The following is an 18507-nucleotide window of genomic DNA, read 5'->3' on the forward strand; positions in this document are numbered from 1 at the left end:
CCTGGTCCGCACGGTCCGGGCGCCTGAGAGGTTCCGGGGAGGAATTGCCCCTTCGGCGCTCTGCTCCGGGACCTGCCGGGCCCGGAACGGAGACTCTCCCGTGCGGGATCGTCAGCGCGGCCGAATCTACCAGCAGAGGGACGACTCAGGCCCGCCACCCCGAGGGGCGACGGGCCTGCGGCGTACGTCGTGTGGGTGGTGCGTCAGCCGATCTTGCGGGCCGCGCGGCGGGCGGCGAGCTCGTCACCGGCCGTGGTCTCCGCGGCCTCGTCGGCGGCGGTGCGCTCGCTCGGCAGCTCGGCGAGGGTGCCCTCGATCTCGCGCCAGACGCCGCCGATGGCGATGCCGAAGACGCCCTGCCCGCCCTGGAGCAGGTCGATGACCTCGTCGTTGCTGGTGCACTCGTAGACCGAGGCCCCGTCGCTCATCAGCGTCACGCGGGTCAGGTCGTCGGTCCCCCGCTCGCGCAGGTGCTGGACGGCGGTGCGGATCTGCTGGAGCGAGATGCCGGCGTCGAGCAGCCGCTTGATCACCTTGAGCAGCAGGATGTCGCGGAAGCTGTAGAGGCGCTGCGAGCCGGAACCGCTCGCCCCGCGGACGGTCGGCTCGACCAGCCCGGTGCGCGCCCAGTAGTCCAGCTGCCGGTAGGTGATGCCGGCCGCGTTGCACGCGGTCGGACCGCGGTAGCCGGTGTCACTGGGCAGCGGCGACACGTCGTCGGTGAAGAGGAGACCCTGCTCCTCCGCCGCCTCGGCGGCGACGGCCGCCTCGACGCTGTCGCGCTGCTGCTCCTGCTCGTTCACACGGTCCTCCGCGGGTCTACTCCGTTTGCGCGTAACTACCGGGGAAGGTGCCGCAGCCGCGCGAGCGCAACCACAACGGTGGAGTTACAACAGAGACAGTTCAAGGTAGGCCTCGACCACAGTGCCCGTCAAAGATGCCCGACGGCGTGTCGCGAACCCTCAACCTGTGGTCGAGGGTCAGGCCCGGCGCCCGGAGCTCACTGCGACTCGAAGTCCTCGGGCGTCACCTGGTCGAGGAACTCGCGGAACTTCTCGACCTCGTCCTCCTGCTCGGCCGGCACGGCCAGGCCGGCCTCGTCGAGGACCTCCTCGGAGCAGACGATCCTGGTCCCCGTGCGCAGCGCGAGCGCGATCGAGTCGGAGGGCCGCGCGCTGACCTCGGCGCCGGAGCCGAAGACGAGCGTCGCGAAGAAGACCCCGTCCTTGACGTCGGTGATCCGCACCTCCGTGAGCTCGTTGCCGGTCGCCTCGAGCACGTCCTTCATCAGGTCGTGCGTCAGCGGCCGCGGCGGCACCACGCCCTGCTGGGCGAACGCGATCGCGGTGGCCTCGACGGCGCCGATCCAGATGGGGAGGTAGCGCTCCCCCGTCACCTCGCGCAGCAGCACGATGGGCTGGTTCGACGGCATCTCCACCCGGACACCCATGACATCGACTTCGCGCACCTCTTCACCCTACTCGGGCGCGGTAGACCCTCCCCGACCGCCGAGGTGGGTCGCCTGCAGGGTCGACGTGGGTCGGCTGCAGGGTCGACGTGGGTCGGCTGCAGGCTCGAGGTGGGCCGCCTGCAGGTGGTCCGGCGGGAAGCGCCCCACTTCGACCCTGTGTCCGCGCCACTTCGACCCTGTGCGCGCGCCACTTCGACCCTGTGCGCGCGCCACTTCGACCCTGTGCGCGCGCCACTTCGACGGGTCAGGTGGACCCCTTCGACAGGCTCAGGACGAGCGCAGGCCGGCCTTGACGAGGGTGGCGTGCAGCCGGACGGAGAGGGCGGCGATCTCACTGACCGCCTCCTCGGCGCGCGCTCGGGCGGCGGCGTCGCGGCCGCGCTTGTGCGGCGCGACGACCTGCTCCACCAGGCCGACCTCGCGGTCGGCCGCGGTCTTGAAGGCGCGCAGGTGGCGGGGCTCGAAGCCGAAGTCGGCCAGCTCCCGGGCGGTCTGGGCGATGACGAGCGAGTCGGTGTCGTAGTGGCCCGTCCCCGGGCGGGCCGACACCAGGCCGTACTGCTCGAGCTGGTCGAGCAGCTCCTCGGAGATCCCGGCGATCTTGACCAGCTCGCGCCGCGACAGCCGCATGGAGTCGTGGCGCCGGAACGACTCCGGGCTGGGCAGGCCGTCGGCGGCGAGCGCGACCTTCGGCACGGTCGGGACGACGGCCTCGATCGCCGGCGGCTCCAGCCCGCGGTCGATGGCGTCGAGGTGCTCGCCGATGACCTTGAGCGGCAGGTAGTGGTCGCGCTGCATCCGCAGGACGTAGCGCAGCCGGTCGAGGTCCTCGGGCGAGAACTTCCGGTAGCCGGCGGGCGTGCGCTCGGGCTTGATCAGCCCCTTGTCCTCGAGGAACCGGATCTTCGGGATCGTGATGCCGGGGAAGTCCGGGCGCAGGTGGTCGAGGACCTCGCCGATGTTCATCCGGGCGCGCGGCGCCCCCGCGGGCCCCGCGGCGGTCGAGCCGGTGGAGCTCATCCGGTGGCGGCCTAGCTGCCCTGGTGACCGGCGAAGAAGACCAGCCGGTACTTGCCGATCTGGACCTCGTCGCCGTCCTTGAGCCGCACCTTGTCGATCCGGTCGCGGTTGACGTAGGTGCCGTTGAGGGAGCCGACGTCGCTCACGGTGAAGCTGTCACCGGTGCGGTCGAACTGGGCGTGGCGTCGCGACACGGTCACGTCGTCGAGGAAGATCTCGCTCTCCGGGTGCCGGCCCGCGGTGACCACGTCGGCGTCGAGGAGGAAGCGGCTGCCCGAGCCGGGACCGCGCTGCACGACGAGCAGCGCGTGGCCGGCCGGGAGGGCGTCGACCGCGGCGGCGTCGACCGGGTTGAGCTGCCGGTCGGACGTCTCGGTCTTCTCACCGAGGCCGATCTGGATGGTGGCGGTCGAGTCGCCCTGCACCGGCTGACCGGCGGAGGTGATCGGCGACGCGCCGGTGCCGGTCGGCGTCTCGGTCGTCAGCCGGTTCCCGCACTGCGCGCAGAAGCGGGCGTCGTCGGGGTTCTGCCTGCCACACGCGGTGCAGTACGGCATCGGGATCCTCCCGGGGAGCGGCGTCGGACGGGCGGTGCGGGTCGTGCGGTCCTCCTCGTGCGAGGACGGTGCCGTGCGCCCAACCCTCACCAAGGGGTTGAGGTTGACGGTTGTCCGAACCTATCAGCCGGCGGCCCCCGATCAAGGCGGACCCGGAAGTTCGCCGGAGCGGCTCAGGACTCGAGCGAGGCCTCGTACGTCGCCGCGTCCATGAGGCCGTCGAGCTGCCCGGCGTCGGACGGGACGACCTCGTAGAGCCAGCCGCCGCCGTACGGGTCGTTGTTGACCAGCTCCGGCGTCGCGTCGAGCGACTCGTTGCGGGCCACCACCTCGCCGGAGACGGGCGCGTAGACGTCGCTCACCGACTTCGTCGACTCCAGCTCGCCGCAGGTGCTGCCCGCCTCGAGGGTCTCACCGAGCTCGGGCAGCGAGACGTAGACGATGTCGCCGAGCGCGTCCTGGGCGTAGTGGGTGATGCCCACCCGCACCGACCCCTCGGCCTCGCCGGGGGTCCGCAGCCACTCGTGCTCGCTGGTGTACAGCAGGTCGTCGGGGTACAACGCGTCTCCTCGGTGTGACGGCGGTCCGGCGGTGCCCGGGCGATGACGAGCACCCTACTCGGCGCCGGCCGACGCCGCGCTACTCGTCGGGGTCGAGCTCGGCGAACCGGGTCCGGGGGAGGTCGCGGACGCTCTCGATGTCCAGCGTCTGCCGCTGCTCGACCTCGACGACCGCGTGGTCGGCCTCGAAGGCGTCCTGCGGGCCCTGGTGGAAGGTGACGGCGCCCTCGAGGGTGTGCGGCTCGCCGATGGCGTCGATGACGTACGGCGGACCGACCAGCTCGCCGTCGACCAGGAGGCCGCCCTCTGTCTGGGCGAAGGAGGTCGACGCGACCAACCGCACCTTCCCGTTGACCTGCATCGCCTCCGCGCCGACCGTGCGCAGCTCCTGGACCAGGTCCAGCATGTCCTGGACCTCGACCGGCCGGTCGGTCTCGGTGATGGTGATCCGGATGCCCGGCCCGGTCACCGGGGTGAGGCCGGCCAGGACCGACAGGGTGGCGACCTCCGACTGGGCCTCCTCGAGGGCGGTGCGGACCTGGTCGGAGTCGGAGCGGAGGTCGTCGCGGGCCTCCTCGAGCCGCCGCAGCTCGGACTCGGCGCGCTGCGTCGTGCCCGCCAGTCCGTTGAGCACGTCGATGAGGTCCTGCTCGCGCAGACCGGCGTAGGTGTCGTCGACCTCGGTCGCCCGGACCTGCACGATGCCCGCGAAGCCGACGAGGGCGAGCAGGACACCGACCACCACCTGGCTGCGCGAGGGGCGGAACAGGGCGTGACGCAGCCGGTCGCGCCCGGTGGGCGGCGTCTCGGTGGAGCCGGCCCCCGGGTGTGCCTGGTCCTGCCCGCGCTCAGGCATGGAAGAGGTGGCGACGGATGGCCGCGACGTTGGAGAAGATCCGGATGCCCAGGACGACGATCACCCCGGTCGAGAGCTGGCCGCCCACCCCGAGCTGGTCACCGAGGTAGACGATCGAGGCGGCGATCACCACGTTGCTGAGGAAGGAGACGACGAAGACCTTGTCGTCGAAGATGCCGTCGAGGTAGGCCCGGAGGCCGCCGAAGACCGCGTCGAGGGCCGCGACGACGGCGATGGGCAGGTACGGCTCCAGCGCCAGCGGCACGTCGGGCTGGAAGACCAGCCCCAGCACGATGCCGAGGAGCAGGCCGAGCGCGGCGATCACAGTGCGTCCTCCGGCGGTCGTGGTCCGTCTCCCTCGAGCGGACCGGCGTGGCGCAGATCCCGGAGCCGGGCGCTCGGAAGCTCGAGGGAGTCATCGTCTCGCATCGTGAAGGTTAGCCCGTACCTCTCGGCCGCAGCGAGCAGCGCGTCCCCCTCGCGCGAGTTGAGCAGGTCCGCCTGGAGCGTGCGCTGGTCGCCGATCGCCTCGACGACGTACGGCGGGGAGAGGTTGACCCGGTTGACCCGGACGGTCAGCCCCGACATGCGGATGGCCGAGGAGGACGTGAGGCGCTGCCCGTTGATGGCGATCGCCTCCGCGCCGGCCCGCCACAGCGCGTTGGCGACCAGGCGCAGGTCCCTGTCGTAGACCATGCTGTCCTCCACCTCGGGCGGGCCGTCGTCCAGCGTGACCGCGATCCCCGGGCCCTGGACCGCCGCGTACCCGGCCACGACACCGAGCCGGCGCAGCCGGCTGGCCACGTCCTGGTACGTCGTCCGGGTGCGGGTCAGCTCCTGGTCGAGCTGGACGTTGCGCTCGCGCATCGTGACGACCCGGTCCTGGAGCCGGGCGACCCGCTCCCGCTCGTCGCTGATCTGGCGCAGCAGCGTCGCACGGCCGGCGGCGTCGACGTCCTCGTTCTGCGAGGTCTGGACGGCGGCCGTCGTGACGAGGATGCCGAAGACGGCGGCCACGGCCGCCGCGGTCCGGTGCGGCCCGGCCCGGCTGGGCCGCCGCTCACCGCCGCCCGCCGCGGCGGCACGCACCCGTCGCTCGGCGGCGTGCAGGTAGTCCTCGTCCAGCGACTGCTGGGTGATGAGGGTGAGCAACGGCAGGGCGGCGCGCTCCTGCACGGCGGCGGCGCGCTCGCGCCCGTCGTCCGCCGGCTGCTGCTCGGGGCCGGGCTCAGGCACCCTGCGCCGCCCGACGACGTGGCTCGGTGGTCGCCAGGAGCCGGCGCACCTGCCAGGCGTAGAGGACGCCGGCCCACCAGTAGAGGCCGATGCCCCAGATCGTGAACGCCCAGCCGAAGACCCGGGCGAGGGAGGCGACGACGCCCTCGCCGTCACCGAGCAGCAGCAGGGGGAACGCGTAGAGCAGGTTGAAGGTCGCGGCCTTCCCGAGGAAGTGGACCGGCAGGGCGGTGTACCCGCGGGTGCGCAGCAGCGGCACGAGGCCCCACATCAGGAGGTCGCGCAGCGGCAGCAGCACGGCCACCCACCAGGGGATGACCTCCCGCAGGGCCAGGCCGACCACGGCGGCGAGGATGTAGAGCCGGTCCGCGACGGGGTCGAGGACCTGGCCGAGCAGCGTGATCTGGTCCCAGCGCCGCGCGAGCCAGCCGTCGAGGTAGTCGGTGATGCCGGAGACCATGAGGACCGCCAGCGCCCACTCGTCCTCCTCCGGCCCGAGCACGAGCCACAGGAAGAGCGGTACGCCGGCGAGGCGCGCCATGCTGAGCACGTTCGGCAGGGTCCACACCCGGTTCGAGCGGGGACTGTCTGCTGCCACCCGCACAGACTAGTCGGAGGCCGCTCCGGTGGGCTCGTCGTGGTGCGCGGCGTCACGGATCTCCCCGACCAGCTCCTCGAGCAGGTCCTCCAGGGCGGCCAGTCCGAGCGTCCGGCCCTCCTCGTCGACGACCCGGGCCATGTGCGCACCCCGGCGCTGCAGCGTCTCGAGGGCGTCGTGCAGCGGCTCGTCGGCGCGCACCGGTGCGAAGGGCCGGACCCACTTCTCCTCGACCGGCCGCTCCCGGCGCTCCTCGTCGGGCTCGAGGACGTCCTTGATGTGCAGGTAGCCGAGGAGCTCGCCGTCGGGCGCCGCGACCGGGAACCGGCTGAAGCCGGTGGCCGCGCAGAGCGCCTCGACCTGCGCACCGCTGGAGCCCCGCTCGACGACGGCGAGAGTGTCGGTCGGCATGAGGACCGCCGCCACGGTCTTCTCGGTGAAGCCCAGGGCGCCCGCCAGCCGGTCGTACTCGTCCTCGCGCAGCAGGCCCTCGCCCCGGGACTCCTCGACCAGCGCGGCGACCTCCTCCCGGGTGAACGCCGAGGTCAGCTCGTCCTTCGGCTCCACCCGCATCAGCCGCAGGGTCGCGTTGGCGATGGCGTTGAGGGCCACGATCACCGGCCGGAGCACGGTGACGATGCCGAGCATCGGCGGACCGAGCACCAGCGCCGCCCGGTCCGGACCGGCGATGGCGATGTTCTTGGGGACCATCTCCCCCAGGACCACGTGCAGGTAGGTGACGACCGTCAGCGCGACGACGAAGGCGACGGGGTGGAGCAGCGCCTCGGGCACGCCGAGGGCCTCGAACCCGGGCTCGATCAGGTGCGCGATCGCCGGCTCGCCGACGGCACCGAGGCCCAGGGAGCAGATCGTGATGCCCAGCTGCGCGCCGGCCATCATCAGCGAGACGCTCTCCATCGCGCGCAGGGTGGTGCGGGCCATCCGCGAGCCCGACTGGGCCAGCGGCTCGATCTGGCTGCGCCTCGCCGAGATGAGCGCGAACTCGGCGCCGACGAAGAAGGCGTTCGCGCCGAGCAGGACGGCGGCGAGGACGAGCGCCGCGGTGTCGCTCATCGCTCGCCCCCGCGCTCCGCGCCGTCGACCGGAACGGCGGCCGCGGTGTCGTCACCGCGGGTCTCGGGGTCGAGCCCGTCGTGGATCCGCAGCGACAGCCGGTCGACGCGGAGCCCGTCCATGTGCTCGACGGTGAGCACCGCCAGCCGCTCGCGTGGCTGCTCGGGATCGCTGGTGTCCGGCACGGGCACCTCGGCGACGTCGCCCGTGGCCGGCATCCGCCCCAGCACGCGCAGCACCAGCCCGGCGACGGTGTCGTAGTCCTCGTTCTCCGGCAGCGCGACCCCCGTGAGGTCCTCGACCTCGTCGGGACGAAGGAGGCCGGAGATCGACCAGCTGCCGTCGCGGCGCTGGCGGCCCCGCGAGCTCATCCGGTCGTGCTCGTCGGCGATGTCGCCCACGATCTCCTCGACCACGTCCTCCAAGGTGACGATGCCGGCGTGACCGCCGTACTCGTCGAGGACGATGGCCATCTGGAAGCTCTCGGTGCGCAGCTGGGCCAGCAGCGGGTCCAGGCGCAGGGAGTCGGGCACCACGATCGGCCGCGCCATCAGGTGCTTGACCTTCGTCGTGCTCCGCTCGTGGAGCGGCAGCGCCACGGCGTTCTTCACGTGCACGGTGCCGACCACGGCGTCCTCGTCGTCGAGCACCGGGAACCGGGAGTGGCCGGTGGTCCGTGCGAGCTCGATGACCGCGGAGGCGCGGTCGTTGGCCTCGAGGCTGTGGGTGCGCACCCGGGGCGTCATGATCTCGCCGGCGGTGCGGGTGCCGAACTCCACCGAGCGCTCCATCAGCTCGGCGGTGTCCGCGTCGAGGGTGCCCTCGTCGGCCGAGCGGGCGATCAGCGACGCCAGCTCCTGAGAGCTGCGCGCGGAGCGCAGCTCCTCCTGCGGCTCGAGGCCGAGCCGTCGGACCAGGGCGTTGGCCGAGCCGTTCAGCACCCGGATCGGCACCCGGATGGCGGCGGTGAACATCCGCATGGGCCGCTGAGTGGCGCGCGCGGTCGCCAGGGGCAGCGCCAGGGCGAGGTTCTTGGGGACGAGCTCCCCGAAGAGCATGGTGAGCACCGTCCCGCCGGCAAGCCCGAGCCCGACCGCGAGCGGTCCGATCGCTCCGTCCGGCACGCCGACGGCGGCGAGCGGCTCGTCGATGAGGTCGGCGACCGCCGGCTCGGCGAGGAAGCCGATCCCGAGGTTGGTGATCGTGATCCCGACCTGAGCGCCCGACAGCTGGGTCGAGAGCGACCGCAGCGCCGCCTGCACGCCCTTCGCGCCCGGGTCGCCCGCGTCCGCGGCCTGGTCGACCTTCGTCCGGTCGACGGTGACGAGGGAGAACTCGGCGGCCACGAAGACACCGCAGGCGGCCACCAGCAGGAGGGCCACGCCGAGCAGGAGCAGGGCCGTCACGAAAGCTCTCCTGGAACGGAGAGCGGGCTACTTTGAGAGCCGTCCATCGGGGGTGTCTGGGTCCTTGTCGAGTCAGGGCGGGTCAGCGGACCACCCTACAGGTCCAGGCCGTGATGACCCCTGTGCGTGGCGCGCATAGCCCGACCGGGCCATCCCGGATCGGGCTGGAACCTGACGCGCAGCCAGCCGACATCCGACAGACTGGGCGCGGCCGCGAACCGGGGGGTATCACGCAGGCTGCCTGTCATCGCCGTACCCATGCCCCCCGTGACACGGAGCACCCCCCTGTGACCGACCTGTCCGCGAACCCCGCCCGGCCCCAGACCGACCGCCCGGCGCTGGCCCGCCGCTCCGCGCTCACCGGCGCCGTCACCGGCGCCGTCGCCGCAGGGGCTGGCGCCGCCCTCGTGCCGACCGCGGCCCAGGCCGCGACGCGCTACCGGCCGGCCCGCTTCCGCGGCGCCCGGCTGCTCAGCAGCGCCGACCGGCACCTGGTGACCCGCTTCTCCTACGGCATCACCCCCGCGCTCGCCGCCGACGTACGCCGCGCGGGCGGCGGGCGCCGGTGGTTCGAGCAGCAGCTCGTCCCCGACCGGGTCACCGACAGCACCGCCGCCCGGACCCGCGGCTGGTGGCCCAGCCTCGATCGGGGCCCGCAAGAGCTCTGGAAGCGCCAGGTCGAGGAGGTCGAGGGCGGCTGGGAGGTGATGGCCGACTACGCCCGCTGGGCGCTGGTCCGCCGGATCACCACCCGCCGGCAGGTCCACGAGCTGATGACCGAGCTGTGGGAGAACCACCTCAACGTGCCGGCCGTCGGCGACGCCCAGTTCACCTACCGCGTGGACTACGGCGACACGATCCGGCGCCACGCCCTCGGCCGGTTCGACGAGCTGCTGCACGCGGCCATCACGCACCCGGCCATGGGCATCTTCCTCGACAACGCCGTGTCGACCGCACGGCACCCGAACGAGAACCTCGGTCGTGAGCTCCTCGAGCTGCACACGGTGGGCCGCGGCCACTACGACGAGGACGACGTCAAGGCCTCGGCGCGGATCCTCACCGGCTACCGCGTCGACCTCTGGCGGACGTGGACGGCCACGTACGTCACCAAGGACCACTGGACCGGCCCCGTGCAGGTCATGGGCTTCTCCGACGCCAACGCCGCTGCCGACGGCCGCGGGGTCGTGCGCCGCTTCCTCTCCTACCTCGCCCACCACCCGGCCACCGCCCAGCGCGTCGCCCGGCGGCTCGCGGTGAAGTTCGTCAGCGACGACCCGCCGCAGGCGCTCGTCGACCAGCTCGCCCGGGTCTACCTCGAGCACGACACCGAGATCCGCCCGGTGCTGCGCGCGCTGGTGGCGAGCTCGGCGTTCCGCAGCTCGGTCGGCGCGAAGGTCCGCGATCCCGGCGAGGACGTCGTCGCGACCTACCGCGTGCTGCGGCCCCGGCTGAGCGCTGCGCCCGCCGGGGAGGCCGGCAACGCCCACGCGGTGAAGGCGATGCTCTGGCAGGTCGAGAGCGTCGGCACCGCGCCGTTCTCCTGGCCGCGGCCCGACGGGCAGCCCATCGACAACGAGTCGTGGGCCACGCCGTCCCGGATCGTCGCGTCCATGGAGGTGCACTACGCGCTCTCGGGCCGCTGGTGGCCGCGGGAGGGCATCGCCTACCGCACCCCGACGCAGTGGCTGCCCCGCCGCCGCATCCGGTTCGACCTCCTCGTCGACCACCTCTCCCAGCAGCTCCTCCACCGACGGTCCACCGCGGCCCTGCTCCAGGCCTGCTGCGAGGCGTGCGACGTGTCGCCCCGCGAGCTCATCTCCGCCGACCACGGGCTGGTGCGCTGGAACTTCCACCGCCTGCTCGCCACCCTGCTCGACTCCCCCGCCCACCTGACCCGGTGATCACCATGCCCTCCCTCCCGTCCTCCCCCACCGCCTCCTGCTGCGAGGAGTTCGCGCGCGTCTCGCGCCGCGGTCTCTTCGCCGGTGCCCTCGCCCTCGCCGGCACCGCCACGGCCATCGGCTCCGCGGTCGTCACGGCCTCCCCCGCGCAGGCCGCCTCGGCCCGGTCGGTCCTGGTCGTCCTCTCCCTGCGCGGCGCCGCCGACGGGCTCTCGCTCGTCGTCCCGCACGCCGACCCCGTCTACTACGCCGCGCGCCCCCGCATCGCGGTACCCGCCGAGCGGTTGCTGGCCAAGGACGACATGTTCGGTCTCCACCCGCAGCTGGGCGCCCTGATGCCCCTGTGGAGCTCGGGCCGGCTCGCCGCCGTCCACGCCACCGGGCTGCCCGCCCCCAACCGGTCGCACTTCGCGGCGATGGAGGAGGTCGAGGACGCCGCTCCCGGCTCCTCGACCCGGCAGGGGTGGCTCAACCGCCTCATCGGCACCGACGCCAACCGCTCGCCGCTGCAGGCGCTCAGCCTCGGCGGCGGCGTGATGCCGGCCTCCCTCTACGGTCCCGAGGCGGCGATGTCCGCCGGGGACGTGGAGTCCGTCGGCATCCCGGGTGCCGACCAGTACGACGCCAAGGGCGGTCGCACCCGCTCGCTGCACACCCTCTGGGACGGCCAGTCGGGCCCGCTGGGCCGCGCGATGCGGTCGACGTTCGACGCGGTCGACGGCTTCGCACCGGTCAAGGAGACCCCCGACCGCCGCTCGTCGTACCCCCGCAGCGACCTGGGCCGGGCGATGGCCGAGGTCGCGCGGGTCGTCAAGGGCGACGTCGGCGTGGAGGTCGTGACGGTGGACCAGGGCGACTGGGACATGCACTCCGACCTGGGCACCCTCGAGTGGGGCCGGATGCGGCGCAACACCGAGGACCTCGGCGCCTCGATCGCCGCGTTCTTCGCCGACCTGGGCTCGCTCGCCTCCAAGGTGACCCTGGTGACGCTGAGCGAGTTCGGGCGCCGGGTGACCGAGAACTCCAGCACCGGCCTGGACCACGGCTACGGCAACGTGATGCTGCTGGCGGGCGCCGGGGTGAAGGGGGGCCGCTACTACGGCACCTGGCCGGGGCTCACCAACAGCCTGGACGCCGACCTGCTCGTCACGACCGACTACCGCAGCGTCCTCTCGGAAGTCGTCGCCAGCCGCTTCGACGCCTCGACGGCCGCCGTCTTCCCGGGGTTCCAGCCGGAGCAGGTCGGCGTGATGACCAGCCTGTAGCCGGGAGCGTCGGTGGACGGCCGCCCGGGCCGCCACCACAGTGGGCTCCGTGCGCGTCGTCCAGTGGGCCACCGGCGGGGTCGGCAAGGCCGCGATCGAGACCATCCTGCTCCATCCCGAGCTGGAGCTGGTCGGCTGCTGGGTGCACTCGGCCGGCAAGGGCGGGCGTGACGTCGGCGAGCTCCTCGGCCGGGAGCCGCTCGGTGTGCGCACCACGACGAGCCTCGACGAGGTCCTGGCGATGGACGCCGACTGCGTCCTCTACTCCCCGCTCGTGCCGGACCGCGACGTGGTGGCCGCGCTGCTGCGCTCGGGCAAGAACGTCGTCACGCCCGTCGGCTGGTTCTACCCCTCCGAGCGGGACGGCGCGCCGTTGGCCGCCGCGTGCGAGGAGGGCCGCTCGACGCTGCACGGCACCGGGATCAACCCCGGCGGCATCACCGAGCTCCACCCGCTCGTCTTCTCCGCCCTCTCCTCCGCGGTGACGTTCGTCCGGGGGGAGGAGTTCTCCGACATCCGCACCTACGACGCGCCCGACGTCGTCCGCCACCTCATGATGTTCGGCGGCCGGCCCGAGGAGGCGATGGGCGGCCCCATGCTCGGCCTGCTCTCGGGCGGCTTCGTGCAGTCGGTGCGGATGTGCCTCGACGCCCTGGGCTTCTCCCGTGACGCGGAGATCCGCACCGCGCAGGCGGTGGCGGTGGCGACGGCGCCGATCGACTCGCCGATCGGCACCATCGAGCCGGGGCTGGTGGCGGGCCAGCGCTTCGTGTGGGAGGCGGTCGTCCGGGATCGGGTCGTGGTCCGCGTGGCGGTGAACTGGCTGATGGGCGAGGAGCACCTCGACCCGGCCTGGACCTTCGGACCGGAGGGCGAGCGCTTCGAGGTCGAGTTGCAGGGGGACCCACCGGCGCACGTGACGATCAAGGGGTGGCAGCCGGCGTCGGTGGCCGAGGGCCTCGCCCGCAATCCCGGCGTGGTCGCGACGGCGGTCCACTGCGTCAACTCGATCCCGTACGTCGTGGCGGCCGAGCCGGGGATCCGGACCTATCTCGACCTGCCGCTCGTCGCCGGGCGCGCCCATCCCGACCTCGCCTGAGCGCCCACCTCTCCGCGGCGCCGCCCGGCCCGGTCACTCCCGGGAGCCGCGTCGCTCCGCGCGTCGCTCGGCCGCCTCGTCGCCGTGGAAGAGCCCGGCCGACTCGTCGTGCCGGTCGACCGTCGCCTGCTGCTGGGGGTCGCCGACCAGCTGCACCCGCTGGCGCGGGAGGCCGGCGCTCTCGTGCTCGCGGACCCACCCGACCAGCTGCTCGCGGACGAAGCACCGCAGGTCGAACAGGCGCGGCGCGTCGGCAGCGGTCACCAGCACCCGCACCCGCACCCAGCCGCCGACGGCGTCGGTCACCTGCAGCACCTTGACCCGCCCGTCCCAGAGGTCGGTGCGCTCGAGCACCCGGTCGAGCTCCGTCCGCATGCCGCCGACGTCCACGCGCCAGTCGACGTCGAGCTCGACGGAGCCGAGCAGCTCGGAGCTGTGCCGCGTCCAGTTCTGGAACGGCGTCGACGTGAAGTAGGTGCACGGCAGCACCAGCCGGCGGTCGTCCCACGCCCGGACGACCACGTAGCTCAGCGTGATCTCCTCGATCCAGCCCCACTCCCCGTCGACGACCACGACGTCGTCGATGCGCACCGCGTCGCTGAAGGCCACCTGCAGCCCGGCGAAGACGTTGCTCAGCGCGCTCTGGGCCGCCACGGCGGCCACCACGCTGATCAGACCCGCCGACGCGAGGACGCTCGCCCCCACCGCCTCGACGCCGGGCAGGCTCAGCAGCGCCGCCCCGGTGACGACGATGACCCCCGACGCGATGGTCAGCCGGCGGATGATGAGGACCTGCGTGCGCAGCCGCCGGGCGTGCCGGTTGTCCGGGGCGTCGGTCCGTTGCCGGTTCCGCCGGAGGCCGAGGTCCTCGACGAAGAGCACCGCTGCGGTCAGGAGCCACCCGACCGCCACGATGGTCAGGACCTCTTCGAGCTGACGGATCCAGTACAGCTCGCTGTCGACCGATCGCTCGAACCGGTGGATCACCGGCCGGGCGGCCAGGACGACCACGAGCACCCGGAACGGCAGCCGGACCACCCGGTGCAGCCGGGCCGCGGGCGCCCAGCGGCGGCCGAGCAGGTTCGCGCCCAGCCGCGCGACGAGGATGACGAGCAGTGCGCCGACCAGCGCCACACCGGCAGCGGCCAGGTCGTCGGTCCATCGGTCCATCGGCCCATCCTCGCGGAGCGGCCGCCCGCGACGCCATCGGGTCCGCCGCCGGCCGGCGCCGGACCGGTCGTTGATCAGCTGACGAGCTTGAGGCCGATCACGCAGCCGACGAGGCCGGCCAGGAGCAGCACCCGCACGACGCTCACCGGTTCGGCACCGGTCACCATGCCGACGGCCACGGTCAGCGAGGCTCCGATCCCGACCCAGACGGCGTACGCCGTCCCGAGCGGCAGGCTGCGCATGGCGTAGCCGAGGCCCACCATGCTGGCGCTCACGGCGACGAGGAAGACCCCCGTGGGGAGCGGCCGGGTGAGGCCGTCGGAGCGGTCGAGCGCCACCGCCCAGACCGCCTCGAGCATGCCGGAGACCACCAGCACCAACCAGGCCACGTCGAGCTCCTCCTGGCCGTCTTGTCGCCCGCCGGGTACGGCTCCCTCGTCCGGTGGGCCGATGGCCGGCCCGGTCCGGAGGCTACCGGAGCCGGAGGGCCTCAGAGCACGAAGATCGCCAGCAGGACCACGGTGACCAGGAGCGAGAGCATCAGCGAGCCGAAGCAGCCGAGCCGGTTGCTGAAGAAGAAGAACATCAGGCACCCGGCGCGTTCTTTGACGGGTGCGCGTCCTGGTCGGCGGCGTCCTCGTTGCCGCCCGCGGTCGGGCGCTGGTCGGCGCCGTCGACCGCCGGCTCGTCCACCCCGGTCGGGCCGGTCTCGCCCGGCCCGGTCAGGGGCGGCTCGGAGTCCTGGTCGTGGGGGTCGGGGTTGCGCGTGGAGTCGGTCATGGCGGTCCGGTACCCGCCGCGCGGCGCTGCACCGGTCGCCCGTGAGGGTGAGGTTCTCGCGCCCGGCGACCGGGCACCAGCAAGCGGCACGACCCATCAGAACTCACTAGGAGCATCCGTGAAGCGCGCCCTCATGCTGTACGTCGTCCGCCTCCTGTGGGCCGGTCCCCAGCGCAGCGGCAACTGACGCAGCCGACCACCCACCGCGACCGGGCCGTCCCTCGTGGGGGCGGCCCGGTCGCGTCTCGCTCGGGTCTCGGTCGGGTCTCGGCGGCCCGCTCAGCGGTGGGTGCGGCCGGACCCACCCGACCGGCGGTTCTTCACCTGGTCGATCGCGGACTTGATCTTCGCCTGGTTCTCGGGCTTGCGCGACTCGTCGTACAGCTTCTTGGCGATACCCAGCATGGCCGCCGATCTCATGATCTTCATGGAGCGCCGGTACCCCGTCCACCACCGAAGGAGTCGCTCACCTGGCCGTGGTCCAGCACCCGCGCGGTGAGCGCTCCCCGGGCCGCCCGGCTGCGCAGCTCGGCGACCAGCGACTCGTCGTCTCCCGCCACGACCGTGAGGTTTCCGGGCCGCCGGGCCCGGAGGGTCGCCGGCTCGACGGCGACGGCGGTCCGGGCGAAGACCGAGCGGAGCCCGGCGACCACGTCCCGCGTCGCGGCGAACGGCGCCCGGTCGCTGAGGTTGAGGAGGAACCAGCCGCCTCCCTGGAGGACCCGGCGCACGTCGGCGAAGAACGCGACGGTGACCAGGTCGGGGGGCACCCGGCCGGCGTCGTAGGCGTCGAGCACCACCAGCTCCGCGGAGTCCTCGGCCAGGGCGGCCATCCCCGCGCGCCCGTCGACCGGCCGGACCCGCACGCCGCTGCGCCGGGGCAGCGGCAGGCGCTCCCGCACGAGCACGGTGAGCTCATCGTCCGGCTCCAGCACCACCTGCCGAGAGCGCGGACGGGTGGCAGCGACGTAGCGGGCGAGCGTGAGCCCGGCGCCGCCCACGTGGACCACCCGGGTCGGCTCGCCCGCCGGTCGGTGCAGGTCGACCACGTCGCCGAGGCGGCGCACGTAGTCGAACGCGAGGTGGGTGGGGTCCGCGAGGTCGACGTAGGACTGGTCGCGACCGTCGACGCGGACCAGGTACGCCTCCGCCCGGTCCGCCGCGACCACCTCGCGCACGGGGCCGTCGAGGCCGCCCGCTCCCGACCCGCCCGCGCCCGATCCGCCCACCCCGGACCCGCTCAGCGCCGCAGCAGGGCGGCCATCTCGGGCAGCTCGAAGACCTCGGCGGTCTCCAGCGCCGACCGCGGACCCTGCGCCGGGTCGGCCCCCGCCTCGAGCAGCGCGGTCACGATGTCGGCGCGCTGGCGGAAGACCGCGGCGGCGAGCGCGGTCTGCCCGCGGTCGTTGGCGCGCGCGTGGTCGGCGCCCCGGTCGAGCAGGCCGCGGACCAGCGGGGCGTGGGTGTGGTATGCCGCGAGGATCAGCAGCGTGTCGCCGGCGCCGTTGGTGAGGTCGACCGGCAGGCCGGCGTCCACGTGGTCGAGCAGGAGCGGCTCGCCCGCTCTCGCGAGGTCGAACATCGAGCGCAGGAACTCCAGCTCCGCGTCGGTCAGTCCCGTGGTCAGCCCCGTGGTCAGCCCCGTGTTCGCCCCGTCTTCGCTCATCGCAGCGAGGGTAGCCACCCGGCTGCGAACCGCTCGCCGATCAGCCGGTGGGTGGCCGCGTCGGGGTGCAGCGCGTCGGGGAGCGGCAGCCGGTCCGCGTCGGCCTCGCCGTACAGCTCTCGGCCGTCGAGATAGGTGATCGCGGGGTCCTCCTCCGCCCTCTGCTCGACGATCCGGGCCAGCTCGGCGCGGATCCGGCGCAGGGTCAGCCGCGTGCGGTCCGAGGGATCTCCGGTCGCGACGAAGCGGACACCGTCGGCGCTCACGTCCGGCGCGGCGGGGCCGGGGGTGTCCTCGTGCACCGGGCAGAGGATCGGCGAGACGACCAGCAGCGGCACGTCGGGGTGGCCGTCGCGGATCGTGTCGAGGAAGCCGTGGACGGCGGGGGCGAAGGCCCGCAGCCGCATCAGGTCGAGGTTCACCAGGTTGACGCCGATCTTGACGCTGACCAGGTCGGCCGGGGTGTCCCGGATCGTGCGGGCGACGAAGGGGTCGAGCAGGGCGCTCCCGCCGAAGCCCAGGTTGACCAGCTCGACGCCCGCCTGCTGGGCGGCCACCGCGGGCCACGTCTCCGACGGCCCCGCGGCGTCCGAGCCGTGGCTGATGGAGCTGCCGTGGTGCACCCAGACCGGCCGCCCGCGATCCGGCACCGGCGCCACCGGCGCGTCGGTGCGGAGCTCCACCAGCTCGGTGATCTCCCGGTGCGAGAGCCACAGCTCCAGGTCCTTCTCGCCCGCCTCGAGCCCCGAGAAGCGGAGGGTGGCGACCGGGCCCGGCTCGGTCGTGGTCTCCCCCGACGCCATGTCCACCGTCATGACGTGACCGCCGCCGGCGACGGCGCGGGCGGCCAGCCTCCCGTCGACGACCAGGTCGTGCACGCCGTCGGGGCGCCGAGGCACCCCTCGGTAGGCGACCTTGGTGGGCAGCACGTCGAGCTCCAACGCGGTGGCGCGGGTACGGACGACCAGGCGGACGCCGGACGGCTGTGCCTCGGCCATGGCCAGCTGGCCGTCGGGGACCTGCCGCCGGGCCCACGCCGGGAGCCGGTGCGGCAGCCAGCCGCGCTCGGTCCGCTCCAGCTCCAGGGCGCCCCACACGAGCTGGGGCGTGATCGGCGTGGTCGTCCAGCCGCTGCGGTCGTCGACGCTCACGGGGCAGCAGCCTGCCAGACCGGTCACTGCCCTCCCCCGGCTGGACGCCCGGCCCGGCGGGTACGGGGTGGGCATGAGCGAGCAGCCCGAACGCCCCGCACAGCCCGGTATCGAGACCGACGTGCCGAAGAAGGTCGTCGCCGACGTCCAGGCGGCCTTGGACGCCACCTTCAACGCCCGCGCCGACGGCTTCCCGGACTCGGTCGAGGAGCACCTCCGCACACAGCTGCGGGAGCGCGGCGTGCTCGACGGGGTCTCCGACACCTGGGTGATGCAGGCGGCGGGCGCGATCGCGGCGGGTGAGCCCGTCGCGGCCGAGCCGGGCGACGCCTGACCCTCCTGCCTCCGGCCACGCCGCTCACCGGGGGGTGCGACGATGCCGCCCATGCCTGCCTACTGGATCGCCACCTACGTCGAGGTCACCGACGAGGCCAAGCTCGGGCGGTACGCCGAGCTGGCCCTCCCGGCCATCACCGCCGGGGGCGGCCGCTTCCTCGCCCGCGGGATGCCGGAGCTCACCTACGAGGCCGGCCGGGCCACCCGCACCGTGGTCATCGAGTTCGAGAGCGTCGAGGCCGCGCGGGCCACGCACGACAGCCCGGCCTACCAGGAGGCGCTGGCGGCGCTCGACGGCGGGGCGGTCCGGGACCTCCGGGTGGTGCCCGGCGCCTGAGCCGCGAGTCACCGGCCGGCACCT

General features: G+C 73.5%; 23 protein-coding genes and 2 riboswitches. Of the genes, 5 read left to right on the forward strand and 18 right to left on the reverse strand.

The genetic code is table 11. The annotated features are described in order from the left end of the window. Position 1: 1 nt before the first annotated feature. Positions 2-111: riboswitch (glycine riboswitch) on the reverse strand. Between the two features lie 92 nt (positions 112-203). The 11 genes from ACSMHG_RS13235 to ACSMHG_RS13285 form a co-directional block, all read right to left on the reverse strand. Next, positions 204-803, reverse strand: coding sequence for a MerR family transcriptional regulator (locus tag ACSMHG_RS13235; protein ID WP_435745773.1), 600 nt, complete (start codon positions 801-803; stop codon positions 204-206). A gap of 197 nt (positions 804-1000) precedes the next feature. Beyond that, a complete protein-coding gene (locus ACSMHG_RS13240; RefSeq protein ID WP_435745776.1) occupies positions 1001-1468 on the reverse strand; it encodes a bifunctional nuclease family protein in 468 nt (155 codons plus the stop codon). Between the two features lie 270 nt (positions 1469-1738). Next, positions 1739-2491: a transcriptional regulator FtsR gene (gene ftsR / locus ACSMHG_RS13245; RefSeq protein ID WP_435745778.1), complete on the reverse strand. Its 753-nt coding sequence runs from the start codon at positions 2489-2491 to the stop codon at positions 1739-1741. Positions 2492-2502: 11 nt separating this feature from the next. Beyond that, positions 2503-3048 carry a zinc-ribbon and FHA domain-containing protein gene (locus ACSMHG_RS13250; protein ID WP_435745780.1) on the reverse strand — a complete coding sequence of 182 codons (546 nt, stop codon included), beginning with the start codon at positions 3046-3048 and terminating at the stop codon, positions 2503-2505. A 173-nt stretch (positions 3049-3221) separates the two neighbouring features. Then, a complete protein-coding gene (gcvH, locus tag ACSMHG_RS13255) occupies positions 3222-3608 on the reverse strand; it encodes a glycine cleavage system protein GcvH (protein WP_435745782.1) in 387 nt (128 codons plus the stop codon). Positions 3609-3687: 79 nt separating this feature from the next. Further along, on the reverse strand, positions 3688-4464 hold the full coding sequence (locus ACSMHG_RS13260; RefSeq protein ID WP_435745784.1) for a DUF881 domain-containing protein: 777 nt from the start codon (positions 4462-4464) through the stop codon (positions 3688-3690). Continuing rightward, positions 4457-4789 (reverse strand): small basic family protein, encoded by a 333-nt coding sequence (locus ACSMHG_RS13265; protein ID WP_435745787.1) that lies wholly within the window; start codon positions 4787-4789, stop codon positions 4457-4459. Before ACSMHG_RS13265 ends, ACSMHG_RS13260 begins: the two co-directional genes overlap by 8 nt. Further along, on the reverse strand, positions 4786-5700 hold the full coding sequence (locus ACSMHG_RS13270) for a DUF881 domain-containing protein (RefSeq protein WP_435745789.1): 915 nt from the start codon (positions 5698-5700) through the stop codon (positions 4786-4788). Before ACSMHG_RS13270 ends, ACSMHG_RS13265 begins: the two co-directional genes overlap by 4 nt. Further along, positions 5693-6298, reverse strand: a complete 606-nt coding sequence (clsA, locus tag ACSMHG_RS13275) for a cardiolipin synthase ClsA (RefSeq protein WP_435745791.1) — start codon at positions 6296-6298, stop codon at positions 5693-5695. Before clsA ends, ACSMHG_RS13270 begins: the two co-directional genes overlap by 8 nt. A gap of 9 nt (positions 6299-6307) precedes the next feature. Then, the gene (locus tag ACSMHG_RS13280; protein ID WP_435745793.1) at positions 6308-7372 is read right to left on the reverse strand and encodes a hemolysin family protein; all 1065 of its coding nucleotides are present in this window, start codon (positions 7370-7372) and stop codon (positions 6308-6310) included. After that, positions 7369-8778, reverse strand: coding sequence for a hemolysin family protein (locus tag ACSMHG_RS13285; protein WP_435745795.1), 1410 nt, complete (start codon positions 8776-8778; stop codon positions 7369-7371). The genes ACSMHG_RS13280 and ACSMHG_RS13285 overlap by 4 nt, the downstream gene beginning before the upstream one ends. Before the next feature lie 287 nt (positions 8779-9065). Here ACSMHG_RS13285 and ACSMHG_RS13290 point away from each other — a divergent pair, with 287 nt between their 5' ends. From ACSMHG_RS13290 to ACSMHG_RS13300, 3 genes are read left to right on the forward strand one after another with little or no spacing between them, the layout of a single operon-like run. Further along, a complete protein-coding gene (locus tag ACSMHG_RS13290; protein ID WP_435745797.1) occupies positions 9066-10679 on the forward strand; it encodes a DUF1800 domain-containing protein in 1614 nt (537 codons plus the stop codon). Positions 10680-10684: 5 nt separating this feature from the next. Then, positions 10685-11944 (forward strand): DUF1501 domain-containing protein, encoded by a 1260-nt coding sequence (locus tag ACSMHG_RS13295; RefSeq protein ID WP_435745800.1) that lies wholly within the window; start codon positions 10685-10687, stop codon positions 11942-11944. A gap of 49 nt (positions 11945-11993) precedes the next feature. Next, entirely contained in the window at positions 11994-13043 is a 1050-nt protein-coding gene (locus ACSMHG_RS13300; RefSeq protein WP_435745803.1) for an NAD(P)H-dependent amine dehydrogenase family protein, read from the forward strand. Positions 13044-13076: 33 nt separating this feature from the next. Here the strand turns inward: ACSMHG_RS13300 and ACSMHG_RS13305 are convergent, their stop codons facing one another. The 7 genes from ACSMHG_RS13305 to ACSMHG_RS13335 all read right to left on the reverse strand — a co-directional run bounded on the left by ACSMHG_RS13305 (position 13077) and on the right by ACSMHG_RS13335 (position 17810). After that, positions 13077-14213 carry a mechanosensitive ion channel family protein gene (locus ACSMHG_RS13305; RefSeq protein WP_435745805.1) on the reverse strand — a complete coding sequence of 379 codons (1137 nt, stop codon included), beginning with the start codon at positions 14211-14213 and terminating at the stop codon, positions 13077-13079. Between the two features lie 74 nt (positions 14214-14287). Continuing rightward, the gene (locus tag ACSMHG_RS13310; RefSeq protein WP_435745807.1) at positions 14288-14602 is read right to left on the reverse strand and encodes a DMT family transporter; all 315 of its coding nucleotides are present in this window, start codon (positions 14600-14602) and stop codon (positions 14288-14290) included. Positions 14603-14613: 11 nt separating this feature from the next. After that, positions 14614-14678: riboswitch (guanidine-III (ykkC-III) riboswitch) on the reverse strand. A 120-nt stretch (positions 14679-14798) separates the two neighbouring features. After that, positions 14799-14993 carry a hypothetical protein gene (locus tag ACSMHG_RS13315; RefSeq protein ID WP_435745809.1) on the reverse strand — a complete coding sequence of 65 codons (195 nt, stop codon included), beginning with the start codon at positions 14991-14993 and terminating at the stop codon, positions 14799-14801. A gap of 279 nt (positions 14994-15272) precedes the next feature. After that, positions 15273-15422, reverse strand: coding sequence for a hypothetical protein (locus ACSMHG_RS13320; RefSeq protein WP_435745812.1), 150 nt, complete (start codon positions 15420-15422; stop codon positions 15273-15275). Beyond that, the gene (locus tag ACSMHG_RS13325) at positions 15419-16222 is read right to left on the reverse strand and encodes a spermidine synthase (RefSeq protein WP_435745814.1); all 804 of its coding nucleotides are present in this window, start codon (positions 16220-16222) and stop codon (positions 15419-15421) included. The genes ACSMHG_RS13320 and ACSMHG_RS13325 overlap by 4 nt, the downstream gene beginning before the upstream one ends. Before the next feature lie 11 nt (positions 16223-16233). Further along, positions 16234-16659 carry an ankyrin repeat domain-containing protein gene (locus tag ACSMHG_RS13330; RefSeq protein WP_435745815.1) on the reverse strand — a complete coding sequence of 142 codons (426 nt, stop codon included), beginning with the start codon at positions 16657-16659 and terminating at the stop codon, positions 16234-16236. Further along, positions 16656-17810 (reverse strand): GDSL-type esterase/lipase family protein, encoded by a 1155-nt coding sequence (locus ACSMHG_RS13335; RefSeq protein ID WP_435745817.1) that lies wholly within the window; start codon positions 17808-17810, stop codon positions 16656-16658. Before ACSMHG_RS13335 ends, ACSMHG_RS13330 begins: the two co-directional genes overlap by 4 nt. Positions 17811-17883: 73 nt before the next feature. On the opposite strand from ACSMHG_RS13335, the gene ACSMHG_RS13340 reads away from it, so the two are divergent. Together ACSMHG_RS13340 and ACSMHG_RS13345 are read left to right on the forward strand one after the other, a co-directional pair. Next, the gene (locus tag ACSMHG_RS13340; protein ID WP_435745819.1) at positions 17884-18144 is read left to right on the forward strand and encodes a hypothetical protein; all 261 of its coding nucleotides are present in this window, start codon (positions 17884-17886) and stop codon (positions 18142-18144) included. A gap of 51 nt (positions 18145-18195) precedes the next feature. After that, complete coding sequence (locus ACSMHG_RS13345) at positions 18196-18483, forward strand: DUF1330 domain-containing protein (protein WP_435745821.1); 288 nt, start codon at positions 18196-18198, stop codon at positions 18481-18483. Positions 18484-18507 lie beyond the last annotated feature (24 nt).

This window comes from Nocardioides ureilyticus (genome assembly GCF_051280745.1).
Lineage (GTDB): Bacteria > Actinomycetota > Actinomycetes > Propionibacteriales > Nocardioidaceae > Nocardioides.

Coding starts and splice junctions, on each gene's coding strand:
- ACSMHG_RS13345 (WP_435745821.1), top strand. CDS start 18,196: ATGCCTGCCTACTGGATCGCCACCTACGTCGAGGTCACCGACGAGGCC.
- ACSMHG_RS13305 (WP_435745805.1), bottom strand. CDS start 14,213: ATGGACCGATGGACCGACGACCTGGCCGCTGCCGGTGTGGCGCTGGTC.
- ACSMHG_RS13340 (WP_435745819.1), top strand. CDS start 17,884: ATGAGCGAGCAGCCCGAACGCCCCGCACAGCCCGGTATCGAGACCGAC.
- ACSMHG_RS13250 (WP_435745780.1), bottom strand. CDS start 3,048: ATGCCGTACTGCACCGCGTGTGGCAGGCAGAACCCCGACGACGCCCGC.
- ACSMHG_RS13260 (WP_435745784.1), bottom strand. CDS start 4,464: ATGCCTGAGCGCGGGCAGGACCAGGCACACCCGGGGGCCGGCTCCACC.
- ACSMHG_RS13320 (WP_435745812.1), bottom strand. CDS start 15,422: ATGAAGATCATGAGATCGGCGGCCATGCTGGGTATCGCCAAGAAGCTG.
- ACSMHG_RS13280 (WP_435745793.1), bottom strand. CDS start 7,372: ATGAGCGACACCGCGGCGCTCGTCCTCGCCGCCGTCCTGCTCGGCGCG.
- ftsR (WP_435745778.1), bottom strand. CDS start 2,491: ATGAGCTCCACCGGCTCGACCGCCGCGGGGCCCGCGGGGGCGCCGCGC.
- ACSMHG_RS13295 (WP_435745800.1), top strand. CDS start 10,685: ATGCCCTCCCTCCCGTCCTCCCCCACCGCCTCCTGCTGCGAGGAGTTC.
- ACSMHG_RS13330 (WP_435745815.1), bottom strand. CDS start 16,659: ATGAGCGAAGACGGGGCGAACACGGGGCTGACCACGGGGCTGACCACG.
- ACSMHG_RS13315 (WP_435745809.1), bottom strand. CDS start 14,993: ATGACCGACTCCACGCGCAACCCCGACCCCCACGACCAGGACTCCGAG.